At 59.5% G+C, this 18553-nt stretch carries 15 protein-coding genes and 3 tRNA genes; 11 read left to right on the top strand and 7 right to left on the bottom strand.

What is annotated here, in order from left to right; translation table 11 throughout:
- Positions 1-26 precede the first annotated feature (26 nt).
- The 5 genes from KQ940_RS09145 to KQ940_RS09125 form a co-directional block, all read right to left on the bottom strand.
- The gene (locus KQ940_RS09145) at positions 27-1391 is read right to left on the bottom strand and encodes a TRAP transporter large permease (protein ID WP_217413188.1); all 1365 of its coding nucleotides are present in this window, start codon (positions 1389-1391) and stop codon (positions 27-29) included.
- Positions 1392-1461: 70 nt separating this feature from the next.
- Positions 1462-2058, bottom strand: a complete 597-nt coding sequence (locus KQ940_RS09140) for a TRAP transporter small permease subunit (RefSeq protein ID WP_217413187.1) — start codon at positions 2056-2058, stop codon at positions 1462-1464.
- Between the two features lie 32 nt (positions 2059-2090).
- Positions 2091-3152: a TRAP transporter substrate-binding protein gene (locus tag KQ940_RS09135; protein ID WP_217413186.1), complete on the bottom strand. Its 1062-nt coding sequence runs from the start codon at positions 3150-3152 to the stop codon at positions 2091-2093.
- Positions 3153-3223: 71 nt separating this feature from the next.
- Positions 3224-4006, bottom strand: coding sequence for a 3-hydroxybutyrate dehydrogenase (locus tag KQ940_RS09130; protein WP_217413185.1), 783 nt, complete (start codon positions 4004-4006; stop codon positions 3224-3226).
- A gap of 67 nt (positions 4007-4073) precedes the next feature.
- Positions 4074-6023: an acetoacetate--CoA ligase gene (locus KQ940_RS09125; protein ID WP_217413184.1), complete on the bottom strand. Its 1950-nt coding sequence runs from the start codon at positions 6021-6023 to the stop codon at positions 4074-4076.
- Between the two features lie 343 nt (positions 6024-6366).
- Between KQ940_RS09125 and KQ940_RS09120 the strand changes: the two genes are divergently transcribed.
- The 4 genes from KQ940_RS09120 to KQ940_RS09105 all read left to right on the top strand — a co-directional run bounded on the left by KQ940_RS09120 (position 6367) and on the right by KQ940_RS09105 (position 12132).
- Positions 6367-7821 carry a sigma-54 interaction domain-containing protein gene (locus KQ940_RS09120; protein ID WP_246589916.1) on the top strand — a complete coding sequence of 485 codons (1455 nt, stop codon included), beginning with the start codon at positions 6367-6369 and terminating at the stop codon, positions 7819-7821.
- A gap of 72 nt (positions 7822-7893) precedes the next feature.
- On the top strand, positions 7894-8436 hold the full coding sequence (locus tag KQ940_RS09115) for a cyclic nucleotide-binding domain-containing protein (RefSeq protein WP_217413182.1): 543 nt from the start codon (positions 7894-7896) through the stop codon (positions 8434-8436).
- 267 nt (positions 8437-8703) lie between these two features.
- Positions 8704-9639, top strand: a complete 936-nt coding sequence (locus KQ940_RS09110) for an ADP-ribosylglycohydrolase family protein (RefSeq protein WP_217413181.1) — start codon at positions 8704-8706, stop codon at positions 9637-9639.
- 69 nt (positions 9640-9708) lie between these two features.
- Complete coding sequence (locus tag KQ940_RS09105) at positions 9709-12132, top strand: EAL domain-containing protein (RefSeq protein WP_217413180.1); 2424 nt, start codon at positions 9709-9711, stop codon at positions 12130-12132.
- Positions 12133-12149: 17 nt separating this feature from the next.
- On the opposite strand, the gene KQ940_RS09100 is transcribed toward KQ940_RS09105, so the two are convergent.
- Positions 12150-13028: a LysR family transcriptional regulator gene (locus KQ940_RS09100; protein WP_217413179.1), complete on the bottom strand. Its 879-nt coding sequence runs from the start codon at positions 13026-13028 to the stop codon at positions 12150-12152.
- A 118-nt stretch (positions 13029-13146) separates the two neighbouring features.
- On the opposite strand from KQ940_RS09100, the gene KQ940_RS09095 reads away from it, so the two are divergent.
- From KQ940_RS09095 to KQ940_RS09080, 4 genes are all read left to right on the top strand, one after another.
- Positions 13147-13746: an FMN-dependent NADH-azoreductase gene (locus KQ940_RS09095; RefSeq protein ID WP_217413178.1), complete on the top strand. Its 600-nt coding sequence runs from the start codon at positions 13147-13149 to the stop codon at positions 13744-13746.
- 27 nt (positions 13747-13773) lie between these two features.
- On the top strand, positions 13774-14763 hold the full coding sequence (locus KQ940_RS09090; RefSeq protein ID WP_217413177.1) for a glutathione S-transferase family protein: 990 nt from the start codon (positions 13774-13776) through the stop codon (positions 14761-14763).
- Positions 14756-15601, top strand: coding sequence for a pirin family protein (locus tag KQ940_RS09085; protein ID WP_217413176.1), 846 nt, complete (start codon positions 14756-14758; stop codon positions 15599-15601). Before KQ940_RS09090 ends, KQ940_RS09085 begins: the two co-directional genes overlap by 8 nt.
- Positions 15602-15866: 265 nt before the next feature.
- A complete protein-coding gene (locus tag KQ940_RS09080) occupies positions 15867-16928 on the top strand; it encodes a PilT/PilU family type 4a pilus ATPase (protein WP_217413174.1) in 1062 nt (353 codons plus the stop codon).
- Between the two features lie 28 nt (positions 16929-16956).
- Here KQ940_RS09080 and KQ940_RS09075 read toward each other — a convergent pair whose 3' ends face one another.
- Entirely contained in the window at positions 16957-17712 is a 756-nt protein-coding gene (locus KQ940_RS09075; RefSeq protein WP_217413172.1) for a hypothetical protein, read from the bottom strand.
- A gap of 136 nt (positions 17713-17848) precedes the next feature.
- On the opposite strand from KQ940_RS09075, the gene KQ940_RS09070 reads away from it, so the two are divergent.
- From KQ940_RS09070 to KQ940_RS09060, 3 genes are all read left to right on the top strand, one after another.
- Positions 17849-17924: transfer RNA gene (locus KQ940_RS09070), tRNA-Glu, on the top strand.
- A 29-nt stretch (positions 17925-17953) separates the two neighbouring features.
- Positions 17954-18029 (top strand) — tRNA-Gly (locus KQ940_RS09065).
- Positions 18030-18477: 448 nt separating this feature from the next.
- Positions 18478-18553, top strand: a tRNA-Glu gene (locus tag KQ940_RS09060).

Here is an 18553-nt window from a genome sequence, read left to right as displayed (position 1 = left end):
GGTGACGTCAGTTCGGTATCCGCATATCAACCGGTGCCGTAGCGTACGGCGGGCAACCAGAGCACCAGATCCTCCCACCAGAACACCAGGGCTACGGCGGTCAGCTGGATCAGGATGAACGGAATCACTCCCTTGTAGATATCTACCGTACGGATCTCCGGCGGCGCTACTCCTTTCAGATAGAACAGTGAGAAGCCTACCGGCGGGGTTAGGAAAGAGGTCTGCAGCGCTAGCGCGAACAGCACCACGAACCAGGTCAGATCGAATCCCAGCGCCGAAACGACCGGTCCCACCAGCGGCAGCAGGATCAGGCTGATCTCGAGCCAGTCGAGGAAGAACCCGGCGATAAAGGCGATCAGCAGGATCACCACCACGATGCCGCCCGGTGACAGCGGAATAGAGTGCAGCAGGCTGCCGATGAACTCATCGCCTCCTAGCGAGCGCAGTACCACGGCAAAGGATGTGGCGCCGAGGAAGATGCCGAACACGAAGGCCGTGGTCAGGCTGGTTTTCATGCTGACATCCTTCAGCACCGCGGCGTTCAGGTTGCCGTTCATCCAGGCCAGTAGCGTCGCGCCCAATGCGCCGACCCCGGCGGCTTCGGTGGGCGTTGCAATACCGAAGAAGATCGAGCCGAGTACGGCGAGAATCAACCCCAGCGAGGGCACCACCGCTTTCAGCGTATCGATCACCATCTGGGTGGTGATTGGCGGCAGATCCTTGGGTGGACTGCTCAGCGACGGCACCAGCATCGAGATCACCACCACATAGACCATATACATCAGGCCCAGCATGACGCCCGGGATCAGCGCACCCATGAACAGGTCGCCGACGGCCAGCGACAGCTGGTCGGCCATGATGATCAGCATGATGCTGGGGGGAATCAGGATCCCCAGGGTGCCGGACGAGGCGACGATGCCGCAGGCAAAGGATTTCGAGTACTTCTGCTCCAACATCGCGGGCAGCGACAGCATGGCGAGCAGCACCACCGAAGCGCCCACGATGCCGGTGGATGCCGCGAGCAGAATGCCGATCAGGACCACCGCCACGCCAAGGCCACCGCGGAAGCGTCCGAACAGGTTGACGAAGTTCCTCATCAGCTTTTCCGCCACGCCTGAGCGATCGAGCATCAAGCCCATGAAGATGAACATCGGCAGGGCGACCAGTACCCAGTTCGACATCTGCGCGTAGATCCGTTGCACGATGACACCGAAGATACGCCAGTCGGTCAGGAAGTAGGTATCCACATCAAAATATTGGCTGGCGATTACCGAGAATACGCTGAACACCACCGACACGCCGGCCAATACCCAGGCCACCGGGAAGCCGGTGAAGATCAGCAGGATAAAGCTGACCAGCATCGCGATTACGATCAATTCGTAGGTTGCCATTACGCAATCCACCTCACTGCAGCATGAACCGGGAGCGCTCCCGCTCCGATTCGGTTGTTATTGTCGTCCGTTAGTCGGCACTTTTATCCGGCCGGGGGCGCGGCCAGCCACTCAGGAAAGACAGAACTCTTATCAGGCGTGCAATCGCCGCCAGAATCATCAGTCCGAAGGCGAACAGAATCACCGACTTGATCAGCCAGCGGGCCGGCAGGCCGCCTGGGGCTGCCGATACTTCGCCAATTTGGTAGGCGCGCTCGACGAACGGCCAGGCGTAGGTCAGGACAAAGCCGCAGAAGGGCAGAAAGAACAGCGAGATGCCGAGCAGCTCGATCACCGCGCGCTTGCGCCAGCTCAGGTTCTCCGCCACTACATCGACACGGACATGATCGTCATGCACGATGCAGTAGGAGAGGGCGAGCATGAAACCGATTGCGAACAGGTGCCACTGCAGCTCTTCAAGGGCCACGAAGTTGGTGCCGAGCACATAGCGCAGCAAGACGTTGCCGACGATCAGCAGCATCAGCACCACCCAGATAAAGGAGGAGTATTTGCCGAAGAACTCGACGATACCCTCGAACAGATCGGAGACCGCGGTGCGAGGGTAAACGGTCGCCCGGTGGGCGACCGCCTCCTCGATCCGGTCCAGATCTACGTTATATTCAGCCATGGTGAATATCCGTTAATCCGGTGGATGTATTGTTACTCGTCCATGCCCCAGTCGCGCGGCAGGTAGCCGTACTTCTTCCACGCGGCATGTTCGGCCTGGAACGCCTTCATCGAGTCGTAGACCTTGGCGAACATGGGGTCAGATTCTGAGCGACGCTTCATCACCCGATCGGTGGCCTCCTCAAACGCGTTCAGGATCTCCGGGCTGTACTGGTGCAGTTGTACGCCGTTCTCCTTGAACCGCTTGAGTACCGCCCCCTGCAGCGCTTCCGCCTTGGCCAACGCGATGGTGTTGGCCGCCTTGCAACTGGTTTCGATCAGGGCCTGGGTTTCGCCGTTCAGCTTTTTCCATTCATCCAGGTTGATGTAGAGGAACTGGTTGGTGGAGGGCTGGTGCCAACCCGGCAGGTAGTAGTGCTTGGCGACCTGATAGAAGCCGAGCTGCTCGTCCACTGTCGGCATGGAGAACTCGGTGGCGTCGAGCACGCCGGTTTCCAGCGCCTGGTACAGCTCGCCGCCCGGCAGCAGAGTCACCGACATGCCAAACTCGGACATGATCTCGCCGCCGACGCCGGCGGCGCGGAACTTCAGCCCCTTGAACTTATCCAGGCTGTCCATCTCTTCGCGGAACCAACCGGCTGCCTCGGGACTGATGGTGCCGCACAGGATCGGGTAGACGTTGTAGGGCTGGAACAGCTCCTTGAGCAGCTTGTCACCGTCGTGGTGATACATCCAGGCGAGGAACTCCTGGGATTCCAGACCGAACGGCGTGGCACCGAACAGCGCCGAGGCCGGGATCTGGCCCCACTCGTAACCCATCCAGGAGTAACCGGCGGGTAGGTTGCCGTTGCTGACGTTTTCGAATACCCCCAGAGAGGGGATCAGTTTGCCCGGTTCGAAGGTCTGCAGGGTCACGCGACCGCCTGAGATATCGCTTACCATCTTGGCCACTTCTGGCATGGTATCGCCCAGCGCGGTCAGGGTGGAGGGGAAGCCCATCGGCACCTGCCAGCGTACCCGGTCGAACTCCGCCATGGCGCTGGTGGAGGTAGCGATGGTTACGGTCAGTGCTGTTGCTTGAAGTACTTTTTTCATCGGTTTAACCCTTTTATTTTTTAGCCGTTCAAGTTCCTTGGTCGTTCTCGTTTGTGCGTTGCTGCTAGATCTCAGTGTGCGGTCCATCCTCCATCGATTGGCATTGCGGTGCCCGTGATCGCCCTGGCGGCGTCGGAGCAGAGAAATAGCGCCAGTTCGCCGATTTCGCTGGGGGCAACGAAGTCGGGATAGGGCGCCTTGGCGCTGATCAGGCCCTGCTTGGCCTCATCGAAACTGGTGTTGTGCTCGCGGGCGAACTCCATCAACTGGTCGTTCAGCAACGGCGTGTCGGTCCAGCCCGGGCAGATGCAGTTGGCGGTGATCCCCTGGGTGGCGGTTTCCAGCGCGGTGACGCGGGTCAGTCCGACCAGGCCGTGCTTGGCGGCACAGTAGGCTGCTTTATGGGTCGAGGCGACCAGACCGTGCACCGAAGATATGTTGATGATCCGGCCCCAACCTTGTGCCTGCATGCCGGGCAGTGCCAGGCGCATGGCGTGAAAGGCGGCACTGAGGTTGATAGCGATGATCTTGTCCCACTTCTCCGGCGGGAACTCCTGCACCGGTGCGGTATACTGGATGCCGGCATTGTTGACCAGTACGGTGATCTGTCCCACTTCGGACTCGATGCGCGCGATCATCCTGTCGATTTCGTCGGGCTGACTGACATCGCATTGATAGTAGTGGGGGCGCACGCCGTAATCGCGCTCGAAGCGCTCAGTGAGCTCTTCGCCCTCGGCGATCGACTCCAGTCCGTGCAGGATCACCTCGATCCCGTGCTTGGCGAACACCTCGGCTATGGCAAGACCTATCCCGCTGGTCGAACCGGTGACCAGTGCCAGTTTGCGAACACTCATCGCTTATATCCTCTATCCTCGTTTCTTGTTGTGCGGTCGAGACTGAACCTGCTCCTGGTTGGAGAGCTTAGTTGGAGAGCTCAGGCAGATCCCGGAAAAGCTCAAGCGCTTCGGGGTTGGCCAGCGCATCCTTGTTCTTGACGGTATCGCCCATCACCACCTGGCGCACCGCCAGTTCGACGATCTTGCCGCTGATCGTGCGCGGAATATCGGCGACCTGGACGATCACCGCCGGCACATGGCGCGGTGTGGTGTTGGCGCGGATGCAGTCCTTGATCCGTTTGATAAGAGCGTCATCCAGGCTGACCCCTTCGCGCAGACGGACGAACAGTACGACACGGACATCATCCTGCCAGGGCTGGCCGATGCAGAGGCTTTCCAGCACCTCCTCCACCTTCTCCACCTGGCGGTAGATCTCGGCGGTGCCGATGCGCACGCCGCCCGGGTTGAGTACCGCGTCGGAGCGGCCATGGATGATCACGCCGCCATGGCGGGTGATCTCGCCGTAGTCGCCGTGGGCCCAGACGTTATCGAACTGGGCGAAATAGGCGTCGTGGAAGCGCCGGCCATCCGGGTCGTTCCAGAACTTGATCGGCATGCTCGGGAACGGCTTGGTGCAGACCAGTTCCCCTTTCTGCTCCAGCAGTGAGCAGCCCTCGTCATCGAAGATATCCACCGCCATGCCGAGGCCGCGGCACTGCAGCTCGCCGGCCCAGACCGGCAGGATCGGGCAGCCCAGGGCGAAGCAGGAGATGATGTCGGTGCCGCCGGAGATGGAGGAGAGCTGGAGGTCCGCCTTGATATCGCGGTAGACGTACTCGAAGCTCTCATGCGACAGCGGCGAGCCGGTGGAGAGTACCGCTTTTAATGCACTCAAATCGTGGCTTTTGCCCGGTTTGACGTCGGCCTTCTCCAGCGCGGCCAGATACTTGGCGCTGGTGCCGAAGACACTGATCCTCTCCCGCTCGGCCATATCCCAGAGCACCTCCGGCTCGGGCGCGAAGGGCGAGCCGTCAAACAGCACCAGGGTACAGCCGGTGGCCAGTCCCGAGGCCATCCAGTTCCACATCATCCAGCCGCAGGTGGTGTAGTAGAAGAAGCGGTCGTCACGGTCGATATCGGTGTGCAGCAGCAGCTCCTTGAGGTGCTGAATCAGCGTGCCGCCGGCGCTGTGCACGATGCACTTGGGTACGCCGGTGGTGCCGGAGGAGTACATCACGTAGAGCGGATGGTCGAACGGCAGCTGTTCGAACTGGATCTCGGTTGCGCTGCTGTCGGCGTAGTCATCGAGCAGCTTGGCACCGGGCAGGGCGCTGATGTCCGGTGACGGCTCGAGGAAAGGGACCACCACGATCTGCTCGACGGAGTCGATATCGGCGACGATACCGGCCACCTTGTCGATGGAGCTCAAACGCTTGCCGTTGTAGAGGTAACCATCGGTGGTGAACAACACCCTGGGCTTCACCTGGCCGAAACGGTCGACCACGCCGTGGATACCGAAATCGGGCGAGCAGGAGCTCCAGATCGCACCGATCGAGGTGGTGGCGAGCATGGCGATCAGGGTTTCCGGCACATTGGGCATGAATCCGGAACAGATATCGCCGGGCTTGATGCCTTGTCGACGCAGCGCGGCGGCCAGCGCGGCTACTCTGGCGTAGAGCTCGGCATGGCTGAGTTCAGTACGGCGGCCATCCTCGCCGCAGAAGACGACGGCGGGGCAGTCATCGCGCCAGCGCAGCAGGTTTTCGGCGAAGTTGAGCCTGGCCTCCGGGAACCAGCGAGCGCCCGGCATCAGGTCGCCATCTTTCAACACGTTGATCCCTTTGCTTTCCGCTTTGATGCCGGCGTAATCCCACAGCCGGCTCCAGAACAGTTCGCTGTTGTCCACGCTCCACTGCCAGAGTTCGGGGTAGTTCCGGATATCGAGTTGCAGCTCAGCGTTCAGCGTCTGGATGAAGCGCCAGAGACGGGTGGATGCGATACGCGCCGTTGACGGCGTCCAGAGAGGAGTGTGCATGTCGAACCCTTGTTATTGTTATGTACAGAATGTGCGGTATGCCGCGGGCGCATGGGCCGCTTTTTGCTCCTGCAAAAGCGGCATTTACGCCATCCATAGCGCTCATGCGCAGGAGCGGCGATCAATCGTTCCGGGGTATCATCGCGCCTTGCGTCGGCCCCTTAGGTATAGTTCATATACGGCAGATTTCTTGCCAATATTTTTAATTCATTGTTTTTTATTGATTTAGTCGATTTTTTAGCGGAGCTGTGAAAGGTTGCATGTATATTTTAATGGACAGTGTGTCTATATTTGTAGACGAGTAATGTCCAATAAAATAGACAGTTGAGTAGTTTCAATGCCGATGACCGGTCATATTTCGAAAGCGGTACGCGAACGCTTTTTCTCCTATCTGCAGCGCGCATTTGAAACCTTTTATCAGGACACCATCGCCGTGGATCGTCAGGGCATCATCAACTGGATCAGTGATGACTACTGCCGCTTTCTCGGTTTGGCGGAACCGCCGTTGGGCAAGCACATCACCGATGTGATCCCCGGCAGTTACGTGCCCCAGGTGTTGGCCTCCGGGGAACCGGTACTGCTGGACCTGCTGCAGATACGCAACCAGTGGGTGTTGGTCAGTGTCATTCCGTTGCACAACGAGGCCGGCGAGATCGAGGGGGCGTTCGGTTTCGTCGCCACCGACAGCCGCTCCGGCATGAAATCGCTGCTGGAGAAGTACAACCTGCTGCAACGCGAGGTGCGTAACGCCAGCCGCTTTCGCGATTCCCGCACCGCCCGCTATCAGCTGTCTCAGGTTGCCGGGCAGAGCGACGCCATGCGCCTGGTCAAGGAGCAGATCCGCCAGGCCGCGCGTTTTGATGTCTCGGTGCTGCTCACCGGTGAAACCGGTACCGGCAAGGAGCTGTTCGCCCATGCCCTGCATGACCTCTCCTCCAGGGCCGATAAGCCGTTCGTGTCGATCAACGTGGCGGCGATCCCGGAAACCCTGATCGAAGCCGAGTTCTTTGGCGTAGCGCCCGGTGCGTTTACTGGCGCGAAAAAGGAGGGGCGTCCCGGCAAGCTGGAGATCGCCGCCGATGGCACGCTGTTTCTTGATGAGATCGGCGATATGCCGCTGGCGCTGCAGGCCAAGCTGCTGCGCGTGCTGCAGGAGCGGGAGTTCGAGCGTGTCGGCTCCAACGAGGTGCAGCGTACCGATGTGCGCATCGTCGCGGCGACCAGTCGTAACCTGCTGGAGATGGTGGACAGCGGGGAGTTCCGCGCCGACCTTTACTACCGACTCAGTGCCATGCCGATCCAGCTGCCGGCACTGCGTGATCGTCTGAGCGATCTTGAGGCGTTGAGCGAGCGCATATTGGATGAGTGTTGCACCCGTCTTGGCGTCACCACCAAGGTGCTGACCGGAGAAGGGTTGGCGCTGCTCTCCTGTCATAGCTGGCCCGGGAACGTGCGTGAGCTATACAACGTGCTGGAGCGGGCTTGCATCCTGAATGAAAACAGCGCCTACGTCGATGCCAGTGCGCTGAGCGTGCTGCTGCCCGGTTTGAGCGCAGAGTCCAAGCCGCTGGCGGTCGGCAAAGTTGCAGGTCTGCCTCAGCCGATGACGGAGCCGAGACACACGGGGTCGTTGAATTTGAAGGAGCGGTTAAGAGAGGCCGAACAACGTGCCATTCGGGAGGCGTTACAGCTGACCGGTGGGAATCGCAGCGAGGCGGCCAGACTGCTCGGTATCTCCCGTGCGGCGCTGTATCAAAAACTGGGGCGTGGCGAGAAACCCGATGCGGCGAAAGCTTAGTCACCGTGGCGTTACAACGCTGCACTGCTGGCTATACTGAACCTGAGATGGGCAAGGTCGTGTGGACTACTGATGAAAGTAATCGATGCCCGGGAGTACTGGCAGGCACAGGGAACCGCCTATTTTCAAGAGTTATCCGCGTTCGGTGCGCTGCCGGAAAGGGTGGTCCACCGGCTGTTGCTTGATGGTCGGCTGATCAGCCTCGCGGCGGGCGAAACGCTCTATACCAGTGGCGATCCGGCCGCCTCCTTCTTTATCGTCCTGCAAGGTGTCATCAATAATTACATGCCACGAAAGGATGGTGGTCGGGTGTTCGCACGCCGGCATGAACCGGGCGATGATATGAGCTTCATCCCGATGATCGCACTGTGCGATCGGCCCTCCATCGCTATTGCCGAGGAGGCCTCGGTGGTAGTCGAGATCAGCTCCGACCAGTTTCTGGTGTTGCATCAGCAGGAGCCCGACGCCTTCGGTTTGATGCTGATCAACCTGGTGCGGGGCACGGCCCGGGCCTTCCTGGTGTTGGCGCGAATGCTGGCTGATCTGGATGTCGATCAAAATCTCGCCTTCGCGCCGCAAGGCGACGCCAGAGGCACATCGGACTTCCCTCTGTGACAGAATCCTGCCGGGCCAAGCGATGCTATTAGGTTCAGAAATTACCGTTTGTGTCTATTCCTAAGCTGATACGTTGTGTTAATGCCTCTGCTGCTGACGGAGTGCTATTCTCGGGAGTGATCAATAAAACGACAATGATGCACAGGGGTTGCCGATGGAATCGGTGGCGCGCCTCCGGGTTTTTCATGCCTGGCCTCCACGTTGACCCGCCGCTGTGAAGGCGGAGCGATGTCAGGCTGGCGCACTATACGGATGATGGAGGTATGAATGGATCCAGATCAGGACCGGCTGCGAGGAATGTTGGTGGGCTTGGCGGTCGGCGATGCGCTGGGCGCGCCGGTGGAGTTCATGAACCCGGGCAGCTTTGAACCGGTGGTCGATATGCGCGCCGGCGGTCCGCACCGTTTGCCGGAAGGCTACTGGACCGACGATACCTCCATGGCGCTCTGTTCCGGTGTCAGCCTGTATCTGCAAGGGGGCTTCGATCCGCAAGACCATATGCAGCGCTTCCTGCGATGGTTCCGCGAGGGTTATCTCTCCTCCACCGGGCGCTGTTTCGACATCGGTACGCGTACCCGGCAGGCGCTGCTCCGGTTTGAAAAGCAGGGCGAGCTCTTTGCCGGCAAGGAATCGTTCGACTCCGCCGGCAACGGCGCTTTGATGCGCCTTGCTCCGCTGATGATCCATTGTCATCGGGATCCTGAGCAGGCGGAACGACTGGCGGTGGAACACTGTCGGTTGACCCACGGCGATCCTCGCTGTCTGGAGGCGAACAGATTGCTTGCACGGGTGATTCGGTTGTTGGGTGAAGGCGGGAGCAAGGAGGAGGGGTTTCTAGCCCTGGCCCGTGGTAGTGGCGATCTCCAACACAGGGAGCTGCGCGAGCTCGCCGGGGGCACCTTCCAGCGGCGGGAGCCGCCGCAGATTCGTGGACGGGGATACGTGGTCTCGGCTTTGGAGGCCGCGCTGTGGGCATTTGGTAAAAGCCGTACTTTTTATGAAGGAATGTTGCTCGCGGTCAATTTAGGTGAAGATTCCGATACAACTGGCGCGATTTACGGACAGATTGCTGGTACGTTTTACGGTTATCACGCGATCCCGTCTCAGTGGCGGGCGGTGCTGTTTCAGCACGAGGCGATAGTCGCATTGGCCGATCTTCTGATGGGCCGGGAGGCCGCGCCGTTACCACAAGACTGGTTTTAGAAAAGTGCATGGTCCGGCCCATTGGCCGGGTTAAAGCGGACGGATATGGTTGATGCCAGGGAGAGAGGCGTGAGCAATATATCGGGCCAGATCAAACGAGAGTGTCGTGATATTCAGCGCTATGCTCTGCTGGCGCTGGTGGTCTGGTCACTGCTGTTTCTTGGTGGCTTCGTGGAGTATGACACGCTGACCGAGGAGCGTTCGGTGACGCTGGCGCGCGAGGCGGCGAAGGCAAACATCAACCGCGACATTGCGCTGCGAAACTGGATCAATCAGCACGGTGGCCTCTATATCGAAACCAGCGAGCACACACCGCCAAACAGTGCGCTGGACGCGTCGACGCACGGTTTGCTGACGCCCGATGGTCGGCAGCTGACATTAATGAGCTCGGACTATCTTATTCGTCATTTTTATGAGCACTTTGGTGAGCAGCTCGGTGTTGAAAGCCGCCTGATCAGCGCCTCCCCCCTTTCCAATCTTGAGCGTCCCGACCCGTGGGAGCGTAAGAAGCTGGATTGGTTGATCGAGACTCGGCACAACGAAACGTTCGAGTTGATCGAGTCTGACAGCCGGCCAGCGTTACGTATGATCCAGCGACTGGGTCTGGAATCGCGATGTCAGGGTTGTCACCTGCGCCGGTCGGTGGGGGATGATGTCGGCGCGATCAGTGTCTCCGTGCCGTTGACCCCCTTCCGGCAGCATCAGGCGGAGCTGCTTCGCCCCGTCTACCTCGGCGGTGGTGCCTTCTGGTTCTGTGGCAGCGGGATCATTCTGCTTATCAGTGAGCTCAGGCGCAGGCGTGCATTAGAGCGCCATGAGGCGAGTTCCGAACTGCGCCAGGCGGCGACGGTGTTTCTCAGCTCACACGAAGGGGTGGTGATCGCCAGTCTGCAGGGCGATGTCCTGGCGGTAAATCCCGCTTTCACCTCGATCACCGGTTACTCTCAGGAGGAGATCAGGGGGCAAAATCTGAATATTCTGCAGTCCGGTCGGCAGAGCAGTGGGTTCTACGACGAGATGTGGAGCGCGATCCAACAGCGTGGATTTTGGCGAGGCGAGATCTGGAATCGGCGCAAAAGCGGTGAGATATACCCCGAGTGGCTTACCATCAGCACGGTATTCGACGAGCAGGGAGATCCGGTCAACTATGTGGGCGTATTTTCCGATATCTCGGTGATCAAGCAGTCCCAGGAGCAGCTCGAGTATCTTGCCTACCACGATCCGCTGACCGCACTGCCTAACCGGGCGATGATGCGCGATCGTCTGGGTCATGCGGTGGAGCGCTTGCACCGTAGCGGCGGGCAGGGGGCGGTGATGTTCCTCGACCTGGACAGGTTCAAGTCGGTCAATGACAGCTATGGTCATCGGGCGGGTGACCGGGTGTTGCGTGAGGTTGCACGGCGATTGAAGACGCGGCTGCGGGAGGGGGATACTCTGGCGCGCCTGGGCGGCGACGAGTTTGTCGTGCTGCTTGAGGATCTCGTCAACCCGCAGAGCGTGGCGGCGGTCGCTTCCGACCTGATTGCACTGTTCGATGAGCTGTTCGATATCGGTGACGGACGTCACGTGTCACTGGGACTGAGCATCGGCATCTGCCTGTTCCCGGAGGATGCCGGTCGCACCGATGAAATTCTGCAGTATGCCGATGCCGCCCTGTATCAGGCCAAGGAGGGAGGGCGAAACACCTACCGTTTCTATACCGATGCGCTGACCCGGAGTGCGCGCGAAAAGCTGGCGCTGGAGGCGGCACTGAGCCTGGCCCTGGAGCGTGAGGAGTTCGTGCTGCATTACCAACCGTTGGTGCGCCTGAGCGACCGAGAGATCACCGGTGTAGAGGCGCTGTTGCGCTGGCACCATCCCGAGAGGGGCATGCTGGCCCCGGAGGCCTTCATCCCGCTTGCCGAAGAGACCAGGCTGATCCTGTCGATTGGCGAGTGGGTGTTACATCAGGCCTGCCGTCAGCTGCGCAGCTGGCTTGATCAGGGCTTGGTGCTGTCGACCTTGTCGATCAACCTGTCGCCGGTACAGTTCCATCATCAGGGGCTGGTCGACAGTATCGAACGTGTGCTGCGGGAGACCGGTGTTCCGCCGGAGCTGATCGAGCTTGAGGTGACCGAGAGTGCGCTGATGGACCCGATAGGGTCGGTTGAGGAGCGGATCGCCCGGCTCAAGGCGTTGGGGGTTCGCCTCGCCATCGATGATTTTGGTACCGGCTACTCGTCTCTCTCCTATCTGCGCCGGTTCGACATCAACAGGCTGAAGATCGCGCGCAGTTTTATCAGCAGTCTGGAGGAGGGGGAGGTGGACCAGCCGCTGGTCACCTCGATTGTGACGCTGGCGCGCTCGCTCAAGCTACAGGTGCTGGCCGAGGGGGTGGAGCGCGATAGCCAGCTGGGCTGTCTGTCCATGCTTGGCTGCGACTTTGGCCAGGGTTACCTGTTCGGTCATCCGTTGCCGCCGGACGAGCTGGATCTGCTGATGCAGAATCGATAGCGGCCGGGTAGCCGTTGCTACAGCATGCTGGTCTGCTCGCGGATCAGACTCGCCAACTGCTTGATCCCGGGACTTGCCAGGTGTGCATCGCGCAGGATCAGGTAAAGATCCACAAAGCGTTCCGCCCCGCTCTCCAGCGGCAACGGCTTGAGCAATCCCTGCTCCAGCTCGCGCGCTATCTTCAGTTCCGGATACCAGGCGAACCCCAGTCCGCGACAGGCGCAGTCGATCGAGGTGCTGATGTGGCTGACGGTCCAGCGCTGATCGGCACCGAGCCAGCCGGCATCGAGCTTGCGGCTGCCGGAGTCGCGAATCACCAGTTGGCGGTGCAGGCGCAGATCCTCATGGGTCAACGGCCGGTCCAACTGGTGCAGCGGGTGGTCCGGGTGAGCCACGGCGATGAAACGCATCCGCATCAACGGGTCGCCGCTGAAACCGGGCGGCACGCGACCGCTGATGACGATCTCCGCCTCTCCTCTGATCAGGGCCTCGTCGGTGCCGCTGAGTACGGTTTCCAGCAGCTCGATTCGAACGAAGGGAAAGGCCTCGGCGTAGCGGCTCAGTGCACAGAGAATCGGCATCTCCGGCACGATGATGTCGATCGCCAGTCGAATGCGGGCTTCGGCGCCGCTGCTGTAATGCTGTGCCAGCTCCTCGGTCAGGCGGGCGCTCTTGAGCAGGCTCTGAGCCTGGAGATAGAGCGCCTTGCCCGCTTCGGTCAGCGTCGCCTTGCGGCCCTCGATACGGAATACCGCAAGACCAAGGCGCTCCTCCAGCCGTTGAATGGCGTAACTGACTGCCGACTGGCTCTTGCCCAGGGCTTCGGCGGCATGGGCGTAACCGCCCCGGTCGACAACTGCGACCAGTGTCTGCCACTGCTCCAGGGTAATCTGCATAGTTCATCTCCAGAATGAAATATCTAAATAGTAGATCATAAAGCGCTATTTTCTGCTGTTTTTAATAGTTTTGACTGATGTGAGAATGGCTGCATATTCACTCAACGGGAGAGTTCTCATGGCTAAGCTGCTGTATGTAAAAAGTTCAATCTTTGGTGATCAGGGCCAGTCCAGCCAGCTCGCACAGACGCTGATCGACGACTGGAAGGCGCAGAATCCCGGCGGTGAGGTGGTGGTTCGTGATCTGTCCGCCGATGCGATTCCTCACCTGGACGGCGAGCGCTTCGGTGCTTTCCTCGCCCCGGCAGAGGAGCGCAGCCAGACGCAGCAGGCGGTCGTGGAGCTGTCCGACACGCTGATCGAGGAGATCCGCCAGGCCGATATGCTGGTGGTGGGGGTGCCGATGTATAACTTTGGCGTACCCTCGCAGATGAAGGCCTGGTTCGATCATCTGGCGCGTGCCGGCGTGACGTTCAAATACACCGATACCGGTCCTGTGGGTCTGCTCGAAGACAAGCCGGTGCTGCTACTGGCGACTCGCGGCGGTCTGTACAAGGATGCGGGGCTGGATTACCAGATCCCCTTCGTCACCCAGTTCTTCTCCTTCATCGGGCTCAATGACAGCCGTGTCATCTTCGCCGAGGGGTTGGCGATGGGTGAGCTGCGTGAGCAGACGCTGTCAGCGGCACGTGAGGCGCTGGGGCAGCATCTGCAGTAATTCAAGACGGAGGTGGAGGAGGGTAATATGGGTCTGCTTATCGAGGGTCGCTGGCATGACAAGTGGTACGACACGGCGGCGCAGGGTGGTCGGTTTGAACGCGATGCCGCACGTTTTCGTAACTGGATAACCGCCGATGGCGAGGCAGGCCCTTCCGGGGAGGCGGGGTTTGCCTCGGCCCCCGGCCGTTACCACCTCTATGTCTCTTACGCCTGCCCCTGGGCTCATCGCACGCTGATCATGCGTGCGCTCAAGGGGCTGGAGGCGATGATCAGTGTCGATGTGGTGCATCCGCTGATGCTGGAAAACGGCTGGACCTTTGCGCGCAATTTTGAGGGCAGTACGGGCGATTCGCTGTTCGGCAGCGACTATCTGCACCAGCTCTACACGCGGGCGCAGCCGGATGCCAGTGGTCGGGTAACCGTGCCGCTGCTCTGGGACAAGGCGCGACAGAGAATCGTCAGCAACGAGTCGTCCGAGATCATCCGCATGTTCAATACAGCGTTTGATGGCTTGGGGGCGGCAGAGGGCGATTATTACCCGGCGCCTCTCAAAGCGGAGATCGATGACTGGAATGGCCTGATCTATCGTTCGGTGAATAACGGCGTCTATCGTGCCGGCTTCGCCACCAGCCAGAGCGCCTATGACGAAGCGGTAACCGAGCTGTTTGAGGTACTGGACCAGCTTGAGCGGCATCTGTCGGGGCAGCGCTACCTGGTCGGAAACCGCCTGACCGAGGCGGATATCCGGCTGTTCACCACGCTTGTGCGTTTTGATCCCGTATATGTCAGCCACTTCAAGTGTGACCTGTATCGGATACAGGACTACCCGGCGCTGTCCGGTTATCTGCGCGATCTGTATCAGCGGCCGGCATTTGCCAGGACGACACGTCTCGATCACATACGAGAGCACTATTATAGAAGTCATAAGGGTATCAATCCGAGCGGCATAATCCCGGTTGGGCCCGAGTTTGACCTGAGCGCGCCGCATGGGCGCGGGGAGTTGGGCGATGAGTAATAGAACGATTCGACGGGTAATTCGCGCGGTCAACAGTTCCGACGGCGCCGGTGTGCGCCTCAAACGCAGCATCGGCCAGAGCATGGGGGCGCGCATCGACCCCTTTCTGATGCTGGATGCCTTTTCATCGGACAGCCCGGATGACTATATCGCCGGTTTCCCTGCGCACCCGCACAGGGGGTTCGAGACCGTCACCTACATGCTCGATGGCTTGATGCGCCATCGCGACCATCTGGGGCATGAGGGGCTGTTGCGCTCCGGTGGCGTGCAGTGGATGACGGCAGGCAAAGGCGTGATCCACGAGGAGATGCCGCAACAGGAGCAGGGGCTGATGCGCGGCTTTCAGCTCTGGGTCAACCTGCCGGCGGCGGAGAAGATGAAACCCGCGGCCTACCAGAATATAGAGCCGGAGGAGGTTCCGGAGGCAGTAGATGAGCAGGGTAATCGGATCCGTCTGGTGGCGGGTACTCTGAACTTTGCCGGACAGCAGCTGACAGGGCCTGTCAGCGGGGTCAGTCGCCAGCCACTGTTTGTCGATCTGCAGTTGGCAGCCGGCGCGAGTCTCGAGCTGCCGTTGGCAGAGGAGCTGTCCGGTTTTATCTACCTGTTTGAAGGGGCGGTCGCGATCGGCGATAAGGCGCTGCCTGGCGAAAGTGCCGCCGAATTGGGTGCGGGCGACAGGGTCGGCCTGCATGCCGGTAGCGATGGGGCTCGGTTGCTGCTGGTGGCGGCCCGGCCCATAGGCGAACCGGTGGTACAGTATGGTCCCTTCGTCATGAATACATCGGACGAGATCGAGCAGGCGCTGTGCGATTATCGGGATAGGACTTTCGTGTAACTGGCGATTAAGCCTTTAATCGGGCGCCGCTTTGCCGTTATCCTACCTCGGTGCAAACGGGTGTTTGAATCTGTCGGTCATGAAGGGAGAGGGAAGGTATGGGGCGCCTGATTATACTGGTGATGCTGGCGGTAATCGTCGCGTTTTCAATGAACTCTTGCGATCACGCGCTTGATGCGAAGCGCTCCCTGTGGGATAACGAGCAACAATAACAAGCGGCGTCGTTTGTAGACGATGCGTTGCGCGAGATCCGCAGGGAGGACTCATGCTCGATCTGAACCAGTATCTCCGGTTGATGGTGGAAAAGCAGGCGTCTGACCTGTTTTTAAGTACCGATTCGCCCGTGCAAATCAAGATCGAGGGGGTACTACGGCCGATCGGCGACAAGGCTCTGCAGGCGGGTGTCACCAGCGAACTGGCAGAGTCGCTGATGACCGATAAGCAACGGGAGGTGTTTGCCTCCGAGATGGAGATGAACTTCTCCCACAATCCCAAAGGCATAGGCCGTTTTCGCGTCAATGTCTATCGCCAGCGTGGCGATGTGGCTCTAGTCATTCGTTATATCCGCAGTACTATCCCGTCACTGAAAGAACTCAACCTGCCCGGCTGCCTGCAGGATTTTGTGATGATGCGCAGTGGCTTGGTGTTGATCGTGGGCGCGACCGGTGCCGGTAAGTCGACCACGCTGGCCTCGATGATCGACCACCGTAATCAGCGCGCGAGTGGGCATATTCTTACGGTCGAAGATCCGATCGAGTTCATGCACGCCAACAAGCGTTCACTGATCAACCAGCGCGAAATCGGTATCGATACGCTCTCCTATGAGAACGCCTTGATGAATGGCCTGCGCGAGGCGCCGGACGTGATCCTGATCGGCGAGATCCGCGACCGACAGACCATGGAGCAAGCGATACGCTATTCGGAAACCGGCCATCTGTGTTTATCGACGCTGCACGCCAACAACGCGGTCCAGGCGATTGAACATATCGCCAACTTCTTCATGGAGAACGAGCAGAAGAAGATCTGTCAGGATCTGTCGCTGAACCTCAGGGCGATCGTGTCCCAGCGCCTGGTGCGCGATACTCAAAAACATTTCCTGCCGGCCACCGAGGTGCTGGTCAATACGCCGTTCGTGGCAGAGTTGATCGGGAGGGGGGAGTTCAACCGCATTCACGAGGCGATAGAGCAGAGCAGCGATCCGCATAGCCACACCTTCGATGAGGATCTGCTCGAACTTTACAGTGCTGGCAAGATCGCCGAGGATGAGGTGCTGCACAATGCGGATTCACGTAACAACGTAACGCTGAAGATGAAGCTGCTCGGCTGACAGGCTCTGTTGCGGCGGGCAGCTGGACTTAGCGATAACGTTCGCGCTGCTCGCGTTCTCTCTCCTTCTCGTCACGCTGGCGCAGCTCCTCTTCCGTCTGCTGGCGAAGCTCCTCCGCAACCCGTTCGCACTCTTCGATCTTGCGGGTCAAGGCGAAGATCTGGGCGTCGATCTGGTAGGCGTTGTTGAAGCTCTGCAGCTTGGTCATCGCGCTACGGTAGGTGTGCAGGGCAACCTGAGGTCCCGAGATCTCCTCGGTCATCTGTGCGTCCATCAGCTCCAGCTCGATGGTGATCCGAGAATAGCTCTGTTTGATATGCCGGATCATCTCATTCAGGGTTTGCTGGGAAAACAGCTGCTGCTTCTGCAGGTCGATGAGAAACTGAGCCAGTTCACGCAGCAGGGCTCTGGCGCGGCGGCCGGTATCCCGGTCGGAACAGTAGGTCAACGAGCCTGTCGGGTAGTGGCCGGGTTCGAACGGTTCGGATGCCTGCTGTGCCAGCTTTTCCATCTCCTTCCTGTAGGCCGGATTGGCGTCAAGTTCCACAACCTGGCGCCATCTCAGCTCCATGTATTTGATCAGTACCGCGCGGATATCGGGGGTGACATAAAAGGAGGGCAGGCTGCCAAGCAGGTGGTCGGCACGACGGATCTGGTCTCTCAGCGCCAGCAGTTTCATTCGGCGCTGCCGACGCTGAGCTTCTATCGACTGAATGATATAGGCGGTGACCGCCATCACCAGGATGCCACCCAGTATCAGCATGCCTATCTGCGTCGGACTCATGATCTAACCTCTGAACCGGTTCACTGCTCTGAAGCGTTTGATTCTATAGTAAAAAGCGTTAAAAAACTCTTGACCCGTCATGTCGGCCTCATTAATATGCGCCCCGCATCCCGCTGCTGCGGGTTGCGTCCTAAGCGTCCCATTCGTCTAGTGGCCTAGGACACCGCCCTTTCACGGCGGTAACAGGGGTTCGAACCCCCTATGGGACGCCACTTATTCATGATGCTTCTGGTCATGATATGCGGGAATAGCTCAGTTGGTAGAGCACAACCTTGCCAAGGTTGGGGTCGCGAGTTCGAGTCTCGTTTCCCGCTCCAAAATCTCTTCATTTCAACGCGCTGTATCTGTGCCTCTAAGCTGGGCGACCCCACTGTTGTTGGTTGGGTCTGCGACCGGATCGGTCTTGTGTCCGCTCTAAACCTCCTTGTTTTGTTATATCGGGCCTGTATTCTGGCTGGCCTTCGCTGATGAGCCTGCCGCTCGGCTCCGGGTTGGAGAGTGTGCGAGTCCGCTCGTGCATCTTGGGTCTATACTACCCTGTCTTGGGTGCGGATGCCCGTGACGGCCGTCGCTGTGTTTCTGTGCGGCAGGCGATCGGCTTTCAAGAGTTTTGTATAAAAAGTATTCAATTTATATTCAAGGGTTTAGCTCGAAGGCGGTGCGATCGCAGAGGTTAAAAAAAATATTTTTAGGTGTTGACGAAGGTGAAGCCTCTACGTATTATTTGCGCCTCCTCGATGAGGAACGCGAAAGCGTAACGGCTACGTCCCATTCGTCTAGTGGCCTAGGACACCGCCCTTTCACGGCGGTAACAGGGGTTCGAACCCCCTATGGGACGCCA

The organism is Marinobacterium ramblicola, assembly GCF_019084545.1.
GTDB classification, from domain to species: domain Bacteria; phylum Pseudomonadota; class Gammaproteobacteria; order Pseudomonadales; family Balneatricaceae; genus Marinobacterium_D; species Marinobacterium_D ramblicola.
Note: the sequence above shows the minus strand (reverse complement) of the source record. Positions and strands in the feature narration are given on the sequence as shown.